This window comes from Ezakiella massiliensis, assembly GCF_059862345.1.
Genome location: NZ_JCBCEO010000003.1, coordinates 212,702 through 232,367 on the forward strand (window position 1 = coordinate 212,702; position 19,666 = coordinate 232,367).

General features: G+C 38.5%; 13 protein-coding genes. All 13 read left to right on the forward strand.

Annotated elements, in window-relative coordinates; genetic code table 11:
* Position 1 precedes the first annotated feature (1 nt).
* A complete protein-coding gene (locus AC6FXG_RS05840; RefSeq protein ID WP_500571916.1) occupies positions 2 to 829 on the forward strand; it encodes a DegV family protein in 828 nt (275 codons plus the stop codon).
* 26 nt (positions 830 to 855) lie between these two features.
* Positions 856 to 1,788, forward strand: a complete 933-nt coding sequence (locus AC6FXG_RS05845; RefSeq protein WP_500571917.1) for an adenylyltransferase/cytidyltransferase family protein — start codon at positions 856 to 858, stop codon at positions 1,786 to 1,788.
* Entirely contained in the window at positions 1,785 to 2,918 is a 1,134-nt protein-coding gene (locus AC6FXG_RS05850) for a GNAT family N-acetyltransferase (protein ID WP_500571918.1), read from the forward strand. The genes AC6FXG_RS05845 and AC6FXG_RS05850 overlap by 4 nt, the downstream gene beginning before the upstream one ends.
* Positions 2,919 to 3,112: 194 nt before the next feature.
* Positions 3,113 to 6,802, forward strand: a complete 3,690-nt coding sequence (rpoB, locus tag AC6FXG_RS05855; protein WP_500571919.1) for a DNA-directed RNA polymerase subunit beta — start codon at positions 3,113 to 3,115, stop codon at positions 6,800 to 6,802.
* 11 nt (positions 6,803 to 6,813) lie between these two features.
* Positions 6,814 to 10,419 (forward strand): DNA-directed RNA polymerase subunit beta', encoded by a 3,606-nt coding sequence (gene rpoC, locus AC6FXG_RS05860; RefSeq protein ID WP_500571920.1) that lies wholly within the window; start codon positions 6,814 to 6,816, stop codon positions 10,417 to 10,419.
* 104 nt (positions 10,420 to 10,523) lie between these two features.
* Positions 10,524 to 11,195, forward strand: a complete 672-nt coding sequence (locus tag AC6FXG_RS05865; RefSeq protein ID WP_500571921.1) for a zinc-ribbon domain-containing protein — start codon at positions 10,524 to 10,526, stop codon at positions 11,193 to 11,195.
* A gap of 118 nt (positions 11,196 to 11,313) precedes the next feature.
* Complete coding sequence (secG, locus tag AC6FXG_RS05870; protein WP_296255447.1) at positions 11,314 to 11,538, forward strand: preprotein translocase subunit SecG; 225 nt, start codon at positions 11,314 to 11,316, stop codon at positions 11,536 to 11,538.
* A gap of 28 nt (positions 11,539 to 11,566) precedes the next feature.
* Positions 11,567 to 13,582, forward strand: a complete 2,016-nt coding sequence (locus AC6FXG_RS05875) for a sodium-translocating pyrophosphatase (RefSeq protein WP_500571922.1) — start codon at positions 11,567 to 11,569, stop codon at positions 13,580 to 13,582.
* 61 nt (positions 13,583 to 13,643) lie between these two features.
* Complete coding sequence (locus tag AC6FXG_RS05880; protein WP_500571923.1) at positions 13,644 to 14,396, forward strand: alpha/beta fold hydrolase; 753 nt, start codon at positions 13,644 to 13,646, stop codon at positions 14,394 to 14,396.
* Positions 14,397 to 15,917: a UDP-N-acetylmuramoyl-tripeptide--D-alanyl-D-alanine ligase gene (locus tag AC6FXG_RS05885; RefSeq protein ID WP_500571924.1), complete on the forward strand. Its 1,521-nt coding sequence runs from the start codon at positions 14,397 to 14,399 to the stop codon at positions 15,915 to 15,917.
* A 9-nt stretch (positions 15,918 to 15,926) separates the two neighbouring features.
* Positions 15,927 to 17,069 (forward strand): D-alanine--D-alanine ligase, encoded by a 1,143-nt coding sequence (locus AC6FXG_RS05890; protein WP_500571925.1) that lies wholly within the window; start codon positions 15,927 to 15,929, stop codon positions 17,067 to 17,069.
* A gap of 46 nt (positions 17,070 to 17,115) precedes the next feature.
* Complete coding sequence (rnr, locus tag AC6FXG_RS05895; RefSeq protein ID WP_500571926.1) at positions 17,116 to 19,206, forward strand: ribonuclease R; 2,091 nt, start codon at positions 17,116 to 17,118, stop codon at positions 19,204 to 19,206.
* Positions 19,175 to 19,618, forward strand: coding sequence for an SsrA-binding protein SmpB (smpB, locus tag AC6FXG_RS05900; protein WP_075574809.1), 444 nt, complete (start codon positions 19,175 to 19,177; stop codon positions 19,616 to 19,618). Before rnr ends, smpB begins: the two co-directional genes overlap by 32 nt.
* Positions 19,619 to 19,666 lie beyond the last annotated feature (48 nt).

The window sequence follows — 19,666 nt, forward strand, 5'->3', positions numbered from 1 at the left end:
TATGAAACAATTGATAGTTGATTCATCATGCGAACTGACTGATGACATGATCAAGTCAATGGAATGTTCTATGGTGCCTTTTATAATTACGATGGACGGTAAAGATTTTATAGACGACGAGAATTTGACCATGGAAACTTTTTTTGAAACCATGGACAATTCTTCAGATGTTATTAGAACGGCTTGTCCTTCTCCTGATGAATTTTTGAAGAGGATGAAGGGGGACGAGATATACGTTATTACAATTACCAGCAAGCTAAGTGGGGCTTATCAGTCCGCCATGATTGCCAAACAAATGTATTTGGAAAAACATCCAGATGCATTAGTTCACATCTTTGATTCCAAGTCTGCGACTGCAGGTGAATCTGGAGTTGCCTTGATAGTGGATGAACTTGTGGGAATGGGCAAGAGCTTTGAAGAGGTGGTTGCAGAGACTGAAAAGAAAATTGATGAGTCCATCACTCTAATTGCTCTGTCATCGCTAAATAATTTAGCTAGAAATGGCAGGTTGCCAAAAATTGTGGGCAAGCTTTCCAAAGTTTTAAATATTAGGTTAATAGCTAGGAACAAGGATGGAGAAATTTCTCCGCTCTCAATCGAGAGGGGATTAAAGAGGACTTTAAATAGTCTTATAAAAAAATGTGAGGAATATGGCAACAAGGTTTGCGAGTACGCAATTGTAATTTCTCAGGCAAATGCAGTTGAAGTTGCTGTAGAATTAAAAAATAGGCTGATGGAAATGTTCCCATCAAGACCAATTGAGATTACAAGTATGAAGGGACTTTCGTCGACCTACGCTGAAGAAGGAGGGGTGGTAGTATTTCTATAATAGCTATTGATAAAATAAGTATGGATTTGGACTTTGAAAAAAGGGCCTTTGAAGAATTTTTAGAAAGCCAAGGAATCCATTTTGAGGATGCGGATGAGTTTTTTGTTATGAGGGACCAGGGCAAAATTATTGCAAGTGGTGCCTACAAAGACAGCGTTATAAAACTTTTGGCCGTGGATAACAAATACCGTGAAGAAGGCTATTTGCCAAAGATGACAACTCATATAAAGGACCAGCTTTATAAAAATGGGGTGGAGACCACTTATATTTTTACCAAGCCTGAGTACGAATCAATGTTTAAGTCTCTGGGCTACGAAGTTTTTGCAAAAACTGACCAGATTGTTTTGCTCCTCGATAATTTTCACGAGTATGACGATTTTATCCAAAGGGTAAATGATTCGGGCAAGTTTAATGCCTGCATAGTTATGAATGCCAACCCATTTACCTGGGGACACAGGAAGCTTGTTGAGTACGCAGCCAGGAATATATCAAATGTAATTATATTTGTAGTTGAAGAAAACAAGAGTAAGTATTCTTTTGAAGATAGGTTCAAGATGGTTGAAGATGGGCTCACTGATATTTGGTGCGAGGTAATGCCAGGGGGCAAGTTTATTATTTCAGATATGACCTTCCCAAGCTATTTTCTAAAGGACGACACAGATATTGCTCGTGCTCATGCAAGCTTAGATGCAGAAATATTTGTTTCGCGTATTGCCAAGGACTTAGGACTAAGGCAAAGATATGTTGCCAAGGAACCTTTTGACAATATGACTGCAATATATAATGAAGAATTAAAGAAGCGTCAACATCCACTTTTTGAAGTGATAGAAATCGACCGTTATGCAATTGATGGAGAAATAGTTTCAGCTTCAAAGGTTAGAGAGTTGGAGGCTGAGGGCAAGGATTATTCCAAATATGTCCCTGAGACCACCAGAGAGATTATGGAGAAAGTAAAATGATAGAGATATATGAGGTAAAGACCAAAAAGGATATTGATGACTTTACCATGTTGCCCTTTGACCTTTATAAGGCTGAGGACAACTGGGTACCGCCTTTAATTAGTGACTACAAAAAATATATTACAGGAAAGACTAGCTCGGTAAATGAAGTTGGCGAAAGTATTATGTATCTAGCAAAAAAAGATGGTAAACTCGCCGGTAGAATTTTGGTTGGCTTAAACGAAGAGTTAAATGAATATCATGAGGTTAAGGATTCATATTTTTCACAATACGAATGCATAGATGACCCAGAAGTTTCCAAGGCCTTGTTTGATCAAGCTTCCAAATGGGCAAAGGCTCAGGGCTCAAATTTATTGAAGGGACCTATGTCACTTCCAGGTGGAGACGACAATCGCGGATTTTTATTGGATAATTTTAATGAGCCGCCTATGATACAAAATGTCTACAATTTTAAATACTACAATGACCAGGTCTTGGATGCGGGCTTTAGCAAATACCATGATTGCTATGCCTTTGATGGGAATCCTGACAAGAAAAGTGTTGAGAGATATGAAAAAATTATTCCCTATGCTATGAAAAAATATAAGTATAGGCTGGATAAGTTCAGACTGGACAAAGAGGGCATAAAAAAAGACGCCTTGGATGTGCTCGAGGTTATGAAAAAAGGCATGCCAAACAATGAAGATTGGGTAGACCTTATGCCACCAAGTCTGGAGGAAATAGACAATATTGTCGCAGCGGCTGCACCAATAGCCGATGCTGATTTTATTTATATAGCAAGAAATGAAAACGACGAGCCAATTGCTTTTAATATTGCTGTTCCAGATTACAATCAAGTCCTTAAAAAGATGAATGGAAAGAAAAATCCTTTTGCAATTTTAAAATTTTTATATCATAAGAGAAAAATCAATCAGATGAGGGTTTTTGTTTTATTCGTAGTTCCGGAATACAGAAACAAAGGCGTCACCCAAGCAATATATTTCAAAATTATGGAAAACGCCATAAAAAAAGGCTACAAAAAAATAGAAGGCAGCACAATTTGGGATTACAATATGCCCATGCTAAATGATATCCTAAAGGCTGGCGCAAAGATATCAAAGACCTATAGGGTCTATCAAAAAGAAATTTAAAATTTTTTTAATAAAAATAAATTAAAAAATTGCAAGAGTTTATAAAATAACTATTGCAATTTTTTTTTGAATATGTTATCATGAATAGATGATACATTAAAAGTGGATTCGTATCGCCATTTTTAGATGTCCGCGACGAGTTAATCTTAAAGAGTTGTCTTTTTGATATGTTTTTGTTGAGAGGTGAGGTTCATATGGTACATCCTGTTAAATACGGCAAGAGAACAAGGATGAGTTATTCTAGAATTCAGGAAGCTTTAGACTTACCTGATTTACTAGAGGTTCAAACTTCTTCTTTTAAATGGTTTTTAGAAGAAGGAATTAAGGAAGTTTTTCAAGATATTAGTCCAATCGAAGACTATGCAGGAAATCTTATTTTGGAGTTTGTGGACTACAAGATTGATGATGAGTTTAAGTATTCACAAACTGAAGCTAGGCTTAGAGATGCCAGCTACTCTGCAGGTCTAAGAGCAAAGGTTAGGCTAATTAACAAAGAAACTGGAGAAGTTAAAGAGCAAGAGGTCTTTATGGGTGACATTCCTATAATGACTGATACAGGTTCATTTATCATTAACGGGGCTGAACGTGTTATCGTTAGCCAATTGGTAAGGAGCCCTGGTGCTTATTTTTCCAGCGAATTTGACAAGAATGGTAATGTTTTAATTTCAGGACAAATGATTCCTAACAGGGGTGCATGGCTGGAATTTGAAACCGATACAACTGGGACACTTAGCGTAAGGGTCGATAGGACCAGGAAGGTTCCTATTACAACTTTATTAAGAGCTTTTGAAGTCGAGACTGATGAGGATATCATCGAAGCTGTCGGCGATTTTGAAGTGCTCAGAAAGACTTTGGAAAAAGACGTTGCTGAAAACAAGTCTGACGCTGTCCTTGAAATTTATAAAAAATTGAGACCTGGTGAACCAGCTACAGAGGAATCTGCAACAAGTCTCTTGTACAATATGTTCTTTGATTACAAGAGGTACGACTTAGCCAAGGTTGGAAGATACACTTTCAACAAAAAGTTGGGACTTGCCAATAGGATTAAAGGATGCAATCTCGCTAGAGATGTCGTGGATTTAAACACTGGAGAAATTTTATTCGAAGCAGGAGAAGCTCTTGACTTTGAAAAAGCTAAAAAAATAGAAGATGCAGGAATTAACTTCTGCTATATTATGCATAATGGCAAAGAATTAAAGGTTGTCGGCAACCACTTTGTCGATGTTAACGTATATAAAGATAGGGTTGACCTGGAAGCTTTGGGCGTAAAGGAAAAAGTTAACTATCCTGTAATGGAAGCCCTACTTGCTGATGAATCAATCAAGACCAAGGAAGATTTGGAAGATGCTGTTAGGAAAAATATCAGAATGCTCTATCCAAAACATATCGAAGTTCAAGACGTTATTGCAGCCGTAAACTATGCCTGCTTGCTTTTTGATGACTTCGGTTTTGTAGATGATATTGACCACCTTGGCAATAGACGCATTAGATCAGTTGGTGAGCTTTTACAAAACCAATTTAGAATTGGTCTTGCCAGGATGGAAAGAGTTGTAAGAGAACGTATGACTATCCAAGATATGGATTACGCCACACCACAAGCTCTTATCAATATAAGACCTGTTGTAGCAGCTATGAAAGAATTCTTTGGTTCTTCACAGCTCTCACAATTCATGGACCAAACCAACCCTCTATCAGAACTCACTCACAAGAGAAAGATGTCAGCTCTAGGACCTGGTGGTTTATCCAGAGATAGGGCAGGCTTTGAAGTTCGTGACGTTCACAACTCCCACTATGGCAGGATGTGTCCGATTGAAACACCTGAAGGACCAAACATTGGTCTGATGACATCACTTACGACTTTTGCTCGCATCAATGAATACGGTTTTATCGAAGCTCCTTATAGAAAGGTTAAGAAGCCTGAGGGAATTGTAACAGATGAAATCGATTACCTGATGGCAGATGTTGAAGACAAGATGATTATCGCTCAATCAAATGAAGAGCTTGACAAGGACAATAGATTTGTAAATGACAGAATTGTTGCCAGAGGAATCAAGGGTGCAATCGACGTATTTAAACGCGAAGATATCGATTACATGGACGTTTCACCAAGGCAGATTGTAGCTGTTGGTACAGCTTCAATTCCTTTCCTAGAAAACGACGACGCTAACCGTGCGCTGATGGGTGCAAACATGCAACGTCAAGCAGTTCCACTAATTACAACTGAAGCTCCTGTAATCGGCACAGGTATTGAATACAAGGCCGCTGTTGATTCAGGCGTTGTAGTTGTAGCTAAGGAAGACGGTGTCGTTGAATCCGTTGATGCAAAGACAATTGTTATTAAGAATAAAAATAAGAAAACAGATACCTATGAATTAGACAAATTTAGAAGGTCTAACTCTGGAACTACAATCAACCAAAGACCGATTGTAGCAGAAGGAGAAAAGGTAAAGAAGGGCGATGTTATAGCTGATGGTCCATCTACTGATATGGGTGAAATGGCTATTGGTAAAAATATTTTGATTGCCTTTATGACTTGGGAAGGCTATAACTACGAAGACGCTATTCTAATTAATGAAAAATTGGTAGTTGATGACGTATTTACTTCAGTTCACATTGAAGAGTACGAAATTGATTCACGCGATACAAAATTAGGACCAGAAGAAATTACCAGAGATATTCCAAACGTTGGCGACGATATGCTAAAAGACCTTGACGAAGAAGGTATTATTAGAGTCGGTGCTGAAGTTACAAGTGGAGATATTTTGGTCGGTAAGGTTACACCTAAGGGGGAAACTGAACTCGTTCCTGAAGAAAGGCTCTTAAGGGCAATTTTCGGTGAAAAAGCCAGGGAAGTTAGAGATACATCTCTAAAGGTTCCTCATGGTGAAACTGGTATCGTAGTTGACGTTCGCAGCTACACAAGGGCTGCTGGAGACGAGCTGCCACCAGGAGTAAACAGAACTGTTAGGGTTTATGTCGCAACCAAGAGAAAGATTATGGTTGGGGACAAGATGTGCGGTCGTCACGGTAACAAGGGTGTTATCTCCAGAATTTTACCTGAAGAGGACATGCCATTCCTACCAGACGGTACACCTATTCAAATCGTATTAAATCCTCAAGGTATTCCTTCACGTATGAACCTGGGACAAGTATTGGAAGTTCACTTGGGACTTGCAGCCAAGAAGCTTGGTCTTCATATTGCAACACCTGTTTTTGATGGGGCTAATGAAGAAGACATTATGAAAGCACTGGACGAAGCTGGTTATCCAAGAAGTGGTATGATTAAGCTAAGAGACGGTAGAACTGGGGAAGAATTTGATAACCCTGCAACAGTCGGCTACATGTACATGCTTAAACTCCACCACATGGTCGATGAAAAGATTCACGCTCGTTCAACTGGTCCATACTCACTGGTTACTCAACAACCTCTTGGAGGTAAGGCACAGTTTGGTGGACAAAGATTCGGTGAAATGGAAGTTTGGGCCCTCGAAGGTTACGGCGCCAGCCATGTCCTTCAAGAAATGCTCACAGTTAAGTCAGACGACATCGTTGGTCGTGTAAAGACTTATGAAGCAATTGTTAAGGGTGAAAATATTCCTAAGCCAGGAGTACCTGAATCCTTCAAAGTTTTGATTAAAGAACTACAATCTTTGGCACTTGATGTCAAAGTCTTAGATGAAAATAAAAATGAAGTTGAACTTAAGGATGACTTGGAAGACGAACCATCAGACTTAAATTCAATTACAAAAGAAATGAGCACTCTTGGAATTGACTACGATGAAAACGATGTCAACGAAGAAGGGGAATACAGCCTCGATAATTTGAGAGAGACTGAAAGCTTAGAAGACGAAGAATACGACGACATAGAGTTTAATGAAGAATAGGGGGATTTTATATGTACGAAAATGAAAATTTTGAATCAATTAAAATTGGTTTAGCATCTCCCGAGATGATTAGGTCGTGGTCTTATGGTGAGGTTAAAAAACCCGAAACCATCAACTACCGTACCTTAAAGCCAGAAAAGGAAGGACTTTTCTGCGAAAGAATCTTCGGACCTACAAAGGACTGGGAATGTCATTGTGGGAAATACAAAAGGATCAGATACAAGGGTGTAGTTTGTGATCGTTGCGGCGTTGAAGTTACAAAGGCTAAAGTCCGTCGTGAAAGAATGGGCCACATTGAACTCGCTTGCCCTTGCTCACACATTTGGTATTTCAAGGGAATTCCTTCAAGGATGGGACTTATACTTGATATTAGTCCTCGTGCCTTGGAAAAAGTTCTGTACTTTGCCAGCTATATTGTAATTGATCCGGGCAATACACCACTTCTGAAGAAGGATTTGCTCACCGAAGCTGAATATCAACAAATGCAAAGCGAGTATCCAAACGAATTTAGAGCAGGAATGGGTGCTGAAGCTATCAAGGAACTTTTACAAGAAGTTGATACAGAAGCAATTTCAAAGGAAATTAAAAAAGAGTTGGAAGATGCCACAGGACAAAAACGCGTCAGACTTATCAGAAGGCTGGAAGTTGTAGAAGCATTTAGACTGAGCGGCAACCGTCCAGAATGGATGATTTTGGATGCTCTCCCAGTTATTCCACCAGATCTTAGACCTATGGTTGAATTAGATGGTGGTAGATTTGCAACTTCTGACTTGAATGATTTGTATCGTAGGGTTATAAATAGAAACAACCGTCTAAAGAGACTACTTGAATTGGGCGCTCCTGAAATTATAGTTAGAAACGAAAAGAGGATGCTCCAAGAATCAGTAGATGCCCTTATCGATAACGGTAGACGCGGCAGAGCTGTTACAGGCGCAGGCAACAGGCCACTTAAGAGTTTGAACGATCTCTTAAAGGGTAAGCAAGGTAGGTTCCGTCAAAACTTACTTGGTAAGCGTGTTGACTATTCAGGCCGTTCAGTTATCGTTGTTGGTCCAGATTTAAAATTCTACCAATGCGGTATTCCTAAAAACATGGCTCTTGAACTTTTCAAACCTCATGTTATGCATGAGCTTGTTGCAAATGGCAAGGCTCATAATATTAAAAATGCAAAACGCATGATTGATAGGATGGAGCCAGAAGTTTGGGATGAATTGGAAAAAGTAATTAAAGATCATCCAGTTCTTTTAAACCGTGCACCTACACTTCATAGGCTAGGGATTCAAGCATTTGAACCTATTCTTGTAGAGGGCAAGGCAATCAAACTTCATCCGCTAGTATGTACGCCATACAATGCTGACTTCGACGGTGACCAAATGGCTGTTCACCTTCCATTATCAGTAGAAGCTCAAGCTGAAGCAAGGCTACTCATGCTTTCAACAAACAATATCTTGGCTCCAAAAGATGGTAAACCAATTACAGTTCCATCTCAAGATATGGTTTTGGGTTGCTACTATTTAACCATGGACGCAACATACGAACAAGAAAATATTCATACCTTTAAAGACTTCGATGAAATGATGCTGGCCTTTGATACCAAACAAATCAAACTTCAAGATAGGGTTAAGGTAAGAGTAACTCTAGATGATGGTTCACACAAAATTGTAGAATCAACTGCTGGTAGATTTGTCTTTAACCAAAAAATCCCACAAAATCTTGGATTTGTAGATAGGGAAAAGGATAAGTTCTCACTTGAAATAGATAAAACAGTCGACAAGAAGACCTTAGGTCGGATTATCGAAAGATGCTATGATAAATATGGCAATAATATAACTGCAGAGCTTTTGGATAATATTAAATCCATGGGTTACTATTACTCAACTATTGGTGCAATTTCAATCTCAATGCAAGACGTTGTTGTTCCAAAAAACAAGCAAGAGATTTTGGATAAGTCACAAAAAGAAGTTGATAAATACGAAAAGGCCTTTAGAAAAGGTTTGATTAGTGAAGAAGAAAGATACGAACATGTAATTAACATTTGGAACGACTCAACAGACGAAGTTACAGATGCACTTATGGAATCGCTTGATCATGATAATAATATTTATATCATGGCTACATCAGGTGCTCGTGGTTCCAAGAACCAAATTCGTCAGCTGGGTGGTATGCGTGGTCTGATGGCTTCATCAACAGGTAAGACTGTAGAAATTCCTATTAAGTCAAACTTCCGTGAAGGCCTCAGCGTTCTCGAATTTTTCTTATCAAGCCACGGATCCAGAAAGGGTCTATCAGATACTGCTCTTAAGACTGCAGACTCAGGTTACTTGACCAGGAGACTCGTTGACGTCAGCCAAGATGTTATCGTTCGTGAAGAAGATTGTGGTACAACAGATTATCTGGAAATTTCAGCTTTTAAAGATGGCAATGAAGTCATTGAAGAACTCAAAGACAGACTCGAAGGCAGATATCCATTTGAAGATATAGTTGATCCTAATACAGGCGAATTGATCTGTTCAAAAGATGAATTGATTTCAGAAGATATAGCAACAAAGATCCAAAATCTTGGTTTTGAAAGCGTAAAGGTTAGATCTGTTCTCCACTGTAATGCAAGACACGGCGTATGCAGAAAGTGCTACGGCAAGAACTTGGCAAATGGTAGGGAAGTAGACATCGGTGAAGCAGTTGGTATTATCGCCGCTCAATCTATCGGTGAACCTGGTACACAGCTTACAATGAGAACCTTCCACACAGGTGGTGTTGCTAAGGCAGAAGATATTACTCAAGGTTTGCCACGTGTTGAAGAACTCTTTGAAGCCAGAAAGCCAAAAGGGGTCGCAGTTATATCTGAAATCGACGGTAAGGTTACTATTGTTGAATCAGACAAGAAGAGGGAAGTTGTTGTTGAAAATAAAGACGCAACTGAAATCTACCCAATCGTGTTTGGTTCAAGGATTAAAGTTAAGGATGGCCAAGAAATTAAGGCCGGTGATCCTCTAACAGAAGGTTCAATTAACCCACACGAAATCTTTAAGGTTAAGGGTGTTCAAGGCGTTGAATCTTATATAGTAAAAGAAGTTCAAAGGGCTTACAGGATGTCAGGTGTTGATATTAACGACAAGCACGTTGAAATTATTATGAGACAAATGCTTTCAAAGGTTAGAATCGAAAGCGCAGGTGACTCAGACTTTATACCTGGCACCTTGGTTGGAATTACAGACTTCAAAGCAGTAAATGCTGAATTAGAAGCTGCAGGCAAAACTCCTGCAAGTGCAAAGAGAGTTTTACTGGGAATTACAAAGGCAGCTTTGGCTACAGATTCATTCTTGTCAGCAGCATCATTCCAAGAAACCACAAGAATCTTGGCTGATGCAGCAATCAAGGGCAAGGAAGACCACTTACTAGGACTCAAAGAAAATGTAATTATCGGTATGACAATTCCTGCAGGTACAGGCGTCAAGAGATATCTAAACATTGATGTTCCTCTATCAGATGACGATCCTCTAAAGAAAAAACTTGAGGAAAAACCTGTCGTTGAAAAAGAAGAACCACAAATCCTTGGCGACTTGCCAATGAATGAAATTCTAAAAGAACTTCAAAGACAAGAAAACGAAAACTTTTAAATCAGAGAGGGCATGCCCTCTCTTTTTTGTTGAATTTTATATCATAATGTGCTATTATTAAATAAAATGAAAGTAACATTTATGTTATAAACAAGGAGGATAATATGAAAGTATGTAAAAACTGCAACAACATAGTTGATGACAGTGCAAAGTTTTGCAACAAATGCGGAGCTGCCTTTGAAGAAGTTGGCGGAGAAAATCAAGCAGATAACCGTGGGAACGTAAACAACTACCAAGGTCATACTAAAGTAAATATCGATTTTAGTAATTTCTTTGCTTGGTTTAAAAAGAGATTACTTAACCAAAATTTTGAGCAAGCAGATGATAATTTTAAATATTCATTAATTACTCTTGGGATAATTATTGTTATTTATTTCTTTATATTAATTGCAAATTCAGGCTTGTTTACTTTTGGCTTCTTTGCATTTGCTGTTTCTACAGGCCTAATAGCATTGATGAATTACTTGGGAAATGGGGATATCAAGAAATTTATAAACGGTCTTGCCAATAAAACTGTAATTTGTGCACCATTTTTGTTGTTGGCACTTTTCTTAGGTTTAATCCCTTACTTTAATAGTCATCCAGATTTTCCTTTATTGCTCCTAGGTCTATCTTTCATTCAATACAATATGGCTCTTTTTGATATTATGTTTAATGACAATTTTGGAAAGAGAATTAAGGTTTATATTGCTATGATATATTTTATCATTCTGGGAGTAATGATAACAAAATTTATTGAAAACGCAATAAGCTCAGCTTTAATGGGTATATTTTAAAATAAATTAGATGCCTCTTTTTAGGGGCATTTTTTTGTTTAAATAGGGCTTTTAATGCTTGAAAAAAACATTCTTTTATGTTAGAATTAATCTGTTATAGATTAGATGGAGGTGTAATATGATGTATGTACTTTATGCACTTGTACTTATTAGTTCAATTGCTTTAATCACACTCATGATGGTACAAGAAGGTAGCGACCAAAGCTCAGTAATTATGGGGGTTGCACCAGAAGCATTGTGGGGTAAAGATCGCGGAGTATCCCGTGACGCAACATTAAAGAGAATGACTATTGTAGCAGCTGCAGTATTTTTTGTAACTGCATTTTTGCTATCAGTTTTTTAGTCGAAAATAATATTTTTAGGAGGACAAAGTGGATTATATTTTGTATTGTGCACCGGTAGTAGCGGTGCTAGGACTGGTATATGCTTTAATAAAAGCTTCTTTTATTAAAAAGCAACCAGTTGGAAATGCTAGAATGGATGAATTATCAACCTACATTTCCGAAGGTGCTATGGCATTTTTAAAAAGGGAATATCGTTCAATGGCGATATTTGTTGTTGCAGTTTTTGTAATACTTGGTCTTGCAATTGACTGGCTAACAGCTATTTGCTTTATAGTTGGTGCAATTTTCTCAGTATTAGCTGGACTTATTGGTATGAAGGTTGCTACAAAGGCTAATGTTAGAACTGCAAATGCAGCCAACACAGATGGAATGAGCAAGGCTCTTAGCGTAGCTTTCTCAGGCGGAACTGTAATGGGTATGTGTGTTGTTGGTCTTGGTTTATTAGGAACAACAGTATTTTATTTAATTTTTAAAGACCACGCAGATGTATTTAATATCATTACAGGTTTTGGTTTTGGTGCTTCATCAATCGCTCTATTTGCTAGAGTTGGTGGTGGTATCTATACCAAAGCTGCAGACGTTGGTGCAGACCTTGTTGGTAAGGTTGAAGCTGGTATCCCAGAAGACGACCCAAGAAACCCTGCTGTTATCGCTGATAACGTAGGAGATAATGTTGGTGACGTTGCAGGTATGGGAGCTGACTTATTTGAATCATATGTTGGTGCTATTATTTCAGCATTTACACTTGGATATTTTGCTTATGAAGACAAGGGCGTTCTATTTGTAGCTGCTCTTGCATCAGTTGGTTTAATTGCAAGTATTCTAGGTACTCTGTTTGTTAAGGGTGATAAAGACCCACAAAAAGCACTAAACTCAGGTACACTTGTAGGTTCAATTATTACAGTTGTGGCTTCATATTTCCTATCAGCAAATATTATTGGTAGCACAAAACCATTTATCGCTACTGTAGCAGGTTTAGCAGTTGGTTTGATTATCGCTAAGATTACAGAATACTTCACTTCAGAAAAATATGCTCCTGTTCAAAAGATTGCTGAAGAATCAGAAACAGGTGAATCTACAAATATTATCTCTGGTTTATCAGTAGGTATGATGTCTACTGCTGTTCCAATTATTACAATTGCTATTGGTATTATCGTTGCTTTCTACCTTGCTGGTGGAATGACAGATCCAAAGCTAGGATTATTTGGTATTTCTCTTGCAGCTGTTGGTATGCTTGCAAACTCAGCTATGACAATTGCTGTTGACGCTTATGGTCCAATCGCTGATAATGCTGGTGGTATTGCTGAAATGGCTGAACTTCCAGAAAGTGTTAGAGAAATTACAGATACACTTGATGCTGTTGGTAACACAACTGCAGCTGTTGGTAAGGGTTTTGCTATCGGAAGTGCCGCTCTAACTGCACTTGCACTTTTCTCAAGCTATACTCAAGCTGTTGCTCTAGAATCTATTGACCTTACAAAACCATCAACAATTGCTGGTTTATTCATCGGTGGTATGCTACCATTCCTATTCAGTGCTATGACTATGGAAGCTGTTGGTAAGGCTGCTAACCAAATGATTGAAGAAGTAAGACGTCAATTTAGAGAAATTCCTGGAATTATGGAAGGAACAGGCAAACCAGAATATGGTAAGTGTGTTGAAATTTCAACAGGCGCTGCTCTAAAGGAAATGATTATTCCTGGACTAATGGCAGTTCTTACACCAATTTTAGTAGGTGTTCTACTTGGCACAGAAGCACTTGGCGGTCTACTTGCTGGTGGACTTGTAACAGGTGTACTCATGGCTATCTTCATGTCAAATGCTGGTGGCGCATGGGATAATGCTAAAAAATATATTGAATCAGGCGTTCACGGTGGAAAAGGTAGCCCAGCTCACAAAGCTGCTGTTACTGGAGACACAGTAGGTGACCCATTCAAAGACACATCAGGACCTTCACTAAACATTCTAATCAAACTTATGACAATCGTCAGCCTTGTATTTGCACCATTATTTGTGAAAATCGGCGGATTAATTTTAAAATAATTTGAAGGGGTGGGCAGCCACCCCTTTTAAATTATACTTACATATTTAAGATGAGGTGACTATGTATATAGATATTGATGGTATAAAAATTTATTATGAAGAGGAGAATGCAAATTGCGACCAAGTTGCCTTTGTCGTCCATGGTTGGGGGGCTTCAATTGCCGCCATGAAACCCGTTATAAATTCCCTCAAACATAAATATAGGGTTATAGCCATGGCTCTTCCCGGACATGATAAAAGTGATCAGCCCAAAGATGTCATAGGCACGAGCGATTATGCGGATATAATTTTAAAATTTATGGACCAATTAAATTTAACCAATGTTTTTTATCTTGGTCACTCTTACGGGGGCAAGTGTGGGATTGAAATCGCATCTAGGCCATCTCATCCAATTAAAAAACTAGTCTTGATTGACGCATCTGGGATCAAAGCACCACTAGACTTTAAAAGCAAATTTAGAATCAGATATTTTAAATTTATGAAAAAGCTTTATGTCTTATTTAAGGGCGAAAAAAATCTGGAAAAGTTTTACAAAAAACACGGGTCAGCTGATTATAAGAGTGCAGACGGCCTTATGAGAAAGATTTTGGTTAGGGTTGTAAACGAAGACTTAACAGAAAAGCTAGAAAAAATTGATGTTCCAACTCTTGCCATATGGGGTAAGAATGATATGGACACACCACTTTGGATGGGCCAGATGATGGAAGAGAAGATTGCTTCTTGCAAGCTGGAGGTTCTTGACGGTGGACATTACTCTTACTTAGATGATATAATAGGATTTAGAAATGTGGTAGAACCATTTTTGGAGGATTAGATGTTTGAAACTTTACAAGTAATTTTGATAATATTATTGGTTGGACTATTTAATATTCTTTTGTATATTAGAAGCACATATTTTTTGCAAATGGTCCAACAACTTGGCTATATTCCATCTGAATACAAGGAGTGGATAGCAAGTAATAGGGACAAGGCCTATTCTTTTTCCAAAGACAAGACCAAGATGAGCGATTCTAAAAAGCCTCTGGTCTACACTGATAGGGCCAAGAGGCTCTTAATAACAAATACTATTATAAATGCTGTTATCTTGCTTGCCTTGCTATCGATTTCATTCTTTGTAAAGATGGATTCAATGGCCTACGTCCTTTATATTTCACTGATTATATTTGTAGCAATTTTACTTTATTTTTATCAATCAAGGATAATGATGTTGGCCCTCTATATTATTAATCCCCATGAAAAAAGGGTTAATAATAAGTTTTACAAGATGGCTCAAGATAAAATCAAAGACCTGAAAATAAATGGTCTAACTGTTATCGCTATTACTGGTTCTTACGGCAAGACTTCTACCAAGACGATTTTGGCACAAATCTTGTCTAATCATAAAAGAGTTTACAGTTCGCCATCGAGTTTTAACACACCAATGGGCCTATCCAAGATTATCAACAACGAATTAAACGAAAGTCACCAAATTTTCATTGCTGAAATGGGGGCCAGGTATACTGGAGAAATCAAGGAGTTAGTTGACCTTGTCTTCCCAGATATAGGTATTATTACAAATATCGGTCCCTGCCATTTGGAAACTTTTGGCTCTATTGAAAATATTATTAAGACGAAGTTTGAACTTGCAGATGGCCTGAAAAACAAAGCCATAATTGTAAATGCAGATAGTGAGTTGGTCTTAGATGAAGCCAACAGAAGAAACCTGGACTGCTACAAGGTTGGCATTGATAATGGTGATCTGACAGCTACAATTAAAACTATAAATGAAAACGGTACGGTTTTTGATATCAATTTTGCCGACGGGCCAATGGAAGCCCATACAAAGCTTTTGGGCAGGCACAATATTTTAAATATAATAATGGCAACCCAAGCTGCTATTGAAGTTGGCATGCAAAAGGAAGACATTATAAAGGCCATTGCAAACTTAGAACAAGTTGAGCACAGGCTAAATATTATCAAAAATCCAGGCGGAGCCATTGTAATTGATGACGCATTTAATTCGAATCCAGATGGAGCTAGGGCTGCACTTGAGGTTTTAAATCTTTTTGAAGGCGGCAAAAAAATTATTGTCACACCTGGCATGGTTGAACTCGGTGACTTGCAAGAAACCGAGAACTTTAAACTGGGCGAGGAAATTGCCAAGATGACTGACATTTCGATTTTAGTTGGCAAAAAAATTGCAGACGATGTTCATAGGGGAGTTGAAGCGACTCAAGTTGTCGACCACAAGAATTATAGTGTTGATAATTTGGATGATGCGACCAAGCTCTTGGGCGAAATTTTATCGCCTGGCGATGTAGTTTTATTTGAAAATGATCTTACAGATATTTATTAGAGGTGAAAGATGAAAAATATTGTTGTTATCTATGGGGGCAGGGCCGTTGAACACGAAGTAAGTGTTATTACAGGTATCCAAGCTATAGAAAATTTAGATAAAAATAAATACAATGTCATTCCTGTTTTTATAGACAAGGACGGGCAAATGTTTACTGGCGAATGCTACAAAGACTTTAGGTGTTTCAAGACCAATGAGTTTAAGGATAAAAAGTCAGTTAGATTTGCAACAAATTATGGCGACCACAATTTATATATCGAAAAGACTGGCCTCTTTGCCAAGGAGGAAAAAATCGAAATTGACTGTGTCTTAAACGGCCTCCACGGTTCGCACGGAGAAGACGGGGCCATCCAAGGGATTTTTGAAACAAATGGAATTCCTTTTACTGGGCCATCTCTCATGTCTTCGTCTCTAGGTATGGACAAGATTATTATGAAGGATGTCTTTAAGGCAAACGATATTCCTGTAGTTAAGCACATGTGGTTTTATAGGTCAGACTATGAAAAGCATGAAAGTGATATTATCCAAGGGCTCATGGCCAAGCTTCAATTCCCAATGTATGTTAAGCCAGCAAGCCTGGGTTCAAGCATTGGCATCAAGGAAGCGACTGACGAGATCAGTCTAAGAGATGCAATTGCAATCGCCAAGGAATTTGACAGAAAAATTATCGTTGAAGAATCAGTTGTGGACGCAGTTGAATTTAATGTCGGTGTAATGGGAATGAAGAGCGATGTCGAAGTATCCAGAGTCGAGGTGCCTGAAGGCGTTGGCGAATTTTATTCCTTTGAGAAAAAATACGAAGCCGGTTCAAAGTCAAAGATAACTGGCGGCAAGCATAAATTTTTGGAAGACGAAGAATTGGCAGCCCAAGCTCAAAGGCTGGCCAAGGAAGCATTTATTTGCTTGGATACCAGGGGCAATGCTCGTATAGATATTCTTTGCAACAAGGACAAGGAACTCTTTGTAAATGAAATTAATACACTCCCGGGTTCCTACGGATTTTATCTGTGGGAGGACATGGGATATACATTCAAGGCCGTCCTTGACAAGATGATTGACATAGCCATTCAGGCTAACGAAGAAGAAAAAGAAACTAATTATAGGTTTGATGCAGACTTATTTAATAAGACAAGTTTTGGATCCAAACTGTAAGATGAAAAACTCTAGACTTTGTTTAGAGTTTTTTTAGGAGGTTCATATGAAGATAAAAGAAAAAATTAAAATGGTCGTATCTGAGCTAAAGTCTGTTGACAAGGACAAGCTGCAAAAAATCCTCGGCATCAGCAAAAAGGACAAGAGAAAATTTAACAAGACCCTTGACCAAATGGTTTCCGAGGGGACTATTCATATGGATCAAAAGGGCAATGTTAAGATTGGCCCTGCCAAAGTTTACAAGGGGACCTTTATGGCTACCAGGCAAAACTATGGCTTTATAGAAAACAAGGACGGAGACGATTACTTTGTGCCGGCTGGCAAAACCATGGGAGCCATGGATAGAGATATAGTTGAATATGAAATCATCGGCAAGGAAAGGGGTAGAGAGATTGCTTTTGTAAGGGCAGTTGATTTTACAAACAAGTCTTTGGTTGGCATGGCCATTAAAAGGCGGAAGAAATTAATTATCCAAGCTGAAAGGGAACTCTCATATCCTCTTAAGATTTTAAACTATGATGAATATTCCTTAAGGGAAGGCGGACTCTATAGGGTCGAAATAATTTCCTTTGACGAAGGCAGGGGAGTTTATCGTGCCAAGATAAAAGAATTTATAGGCTTCAAAGGCGAAAAACATGTGGACCTAATGTCTCTGGTTGTTGATGCAAGTGTACCTGCAACTTTTACCGACGAAGTTTTAAGAGAAGCTGATGAGGTCTCAAAGGAAGAGATTTTACCTAAGGGCAGAAAAGATTATAGGGATATGCTCACTGTAACTATAGACGGCAAGGATGCCAAGGACTTTGACGACGCAATTTCAATTGAGACAGACGGAGATTCTTATATACTCACGGTCCACATTGCAGATGTCAGCCACTATGTAAAATCTTATTCCAAGCTTGACCGTGAATGCTATAACAGGCAGATGAGTATTTACCTGCCAGGCCTGGTAATTCCAATGCTACCAGAAGTGATTTCAAATGGAGTTTGCTCATTAAATCCCAATGAAGACCGCTATGCCATGTCGGTTAGGATGAAGGTTAATAAGTCTGGCAAGGCTGAGCTGATTTCAATTGATAAATCAATTATAGAATCTGATTATAGGTTAAATTACGAAGACCTAAATAAATTTTACGACGGCGAGTCCATTGAACCCTACAATTCTATTGCAGATTTTTTAAATGCCTGCAAGGATCTGTATGAAATATTAAAAAAAGCCTCTGTTCAAAGAGGCACAATTGAGTTTAGGTCCATAGAGCCTGAGATTGCAACTGATGACAAGGGTAAGGTTACTGATATTAAGGTCAGGGACCGAGGGCTTAGCGAAAGAATTATAGAAGAATTTATGATTATCACCAACAGAATGGTGGCTACCAAGTATTTTGTAAAGATGTTTCCATTTTTATACAGGGTCCACGAGGCACCGACTGATGAAAAAATTGCGACTCTTAGGACCCTCCTTAGACCCTATGGGCTTATGGTAGAAGATGATATGGATGCCAAAAAATTCCAAGAGCTTTTGGAAAGGGCCAAGGACATGGACGCCTTTGAGCGAATCAATGATTTAGTTTTAAGGTCCATGACCAAAGCTGATTACAGGGACGAAAACGAAGGCCACTTTGCCCTTGCACTGGAAAATTATTCGCACTTTACCGCACCTATAAGGCGGTATCCAGATTTATTTATACACAGGATTATGTCCATGGATATGGAGGGCAAATTATCAAAGAAAAACATTTCAATCTTTGAAGACCAAGCCAAGGAAATTGGCGAACGCGCAACCTCAGTTGAAAGAGTTGTCTTGGACCTTGAAAGAGATGCCATTCAGCTGAAAAAATGTGAATACATGAAGGAAAAGATCGGCGAAGTTTATCCAGCCAAGATCAGTGGAGTAGTCGAGTTTGGAATTTTTGCCATGCTCGACAACACAGTTGAAGGCTTGGTCCATGCAGATTATATTGATAACTATAGATTTGACGAGAAGACCATGACAGCTAGGGCGAAAAACTTTGACGGAGACCTTGAAGTAGGCAAGAGGGTTTATGTAAAGGTTGTGAACGTTAGCATTTCTAGGATGCAGATAGATTTTGAATTCGTGGGGGAGGATGAGTATGGAAAAAACTCTAGCGACCAATAGAAAAGCTAGGCACGATTATTTTATAGAAAAAACTTATGAGGCAGGCATTGCCTTAAAGGGAACGGAAGTAAAAAGCATACGCGCTGGCAAGGCTAATTTAAAAGAATCCTATTGTGTGATTAGAAATAACGAGGCCTTTGTGGTGGGTATGCACATAAGCCCTTATAAAGAAGGCAATATTTTTAATGTCGATCCATTAAGAGACCGCAAGTTACTTTTAAGCAAGAGGGAAATTCTGAGGATTAACCAGGAAGTCATGCAAAAGGGTATGGCGGTAATTCCTCTTAGCCTTTATTTAAAAAATGGCTTGATAAAGATGGAAATAGCCATTGCTCGCGGTAAAAAACTCTACGACAAACGCGAATCAATGAAAGAAAGAGATATAAAGAGATCTTTGGAGAGGTATATTTAACCTCTCTTTTTATTTGACAAAAAATTGGTGAGAGATATAATTAAGAGT

Bases quoted from the DNA above. Each gene is read 5' to 3' on its own strand.
- AC6FXG_RS05885 (WP_500571924.1), top strand. From the start codon at position 14,397: ATGTTTGAAACTTTACAAGTAATTTTGATAATATTATTGGTTGGACTA.
- AC6FXG_RS05880 (WP_500571923.1), top strand. From the start codon at position 13,644: ATGTATATAGATATTGATGGTATAAAAATTTATTATGAAGAGGAGAAT.
- AC6FXG_RS05890 (WP_500571925.1), top strand. From the start codon at position 15,927: ATGAAAAATATTGTTGTTATCTATGGGGGCAGGGCCGTTGAACACGAA.
- AC6FXG_RS05840 (WP_500571916.1), top strand. From the start codon at position 2: ATGAAACAATTGATAGTTGATTCATCATGCGAACTGACTGATGACATG.
- AC6FXG_RS05865 (WP_500571921.1), top strand. From the start codon at position 10,524: ATGAAAGTATGTAAAAACTGCAACAACATAGTTGATGACAGTGCAAAG.
- AC6FXG_RS05850 (WP_500571918.1), top strand. From the start codon at position 1,785: ATGATAGAGATATATGAGGTAAAGACCAAAAAGGATATTGATGACTTT.
- rpoC (WP_500571920.1), top strand. From the start codon at position 6,814: ATGTACGAAAATGAAAATTTTGAATCAATTAAAATTGGTTTAGCATCT.
- rpoB (WP_500571919.1), top strand. From the start codon at position 3,113: ATGGTACATCCTGTTAAATACGGCAAGAGAACAAGGATGAGTTATTCT.
- secG (WP_296255447.1), top strand. From the start codon at position 11,314: ATGATGTATGTACTTTATGCACTTGTACTTATTAGTTCAATTGCTTTA.
- rnr (WP_500571926.1), top strand. From the start codon at position 17,116: ATGAAGATAAAAGAAAAAATTAAAATGGTCGTATCTGAGCTAAAGTCT.
- smpB (WP_075574809.1), top strand. From the start codon at position 19,175: ATGAGTATGGAAAAAACTCTAGCGACCAATAGAAAAGCTAGGCACGAT.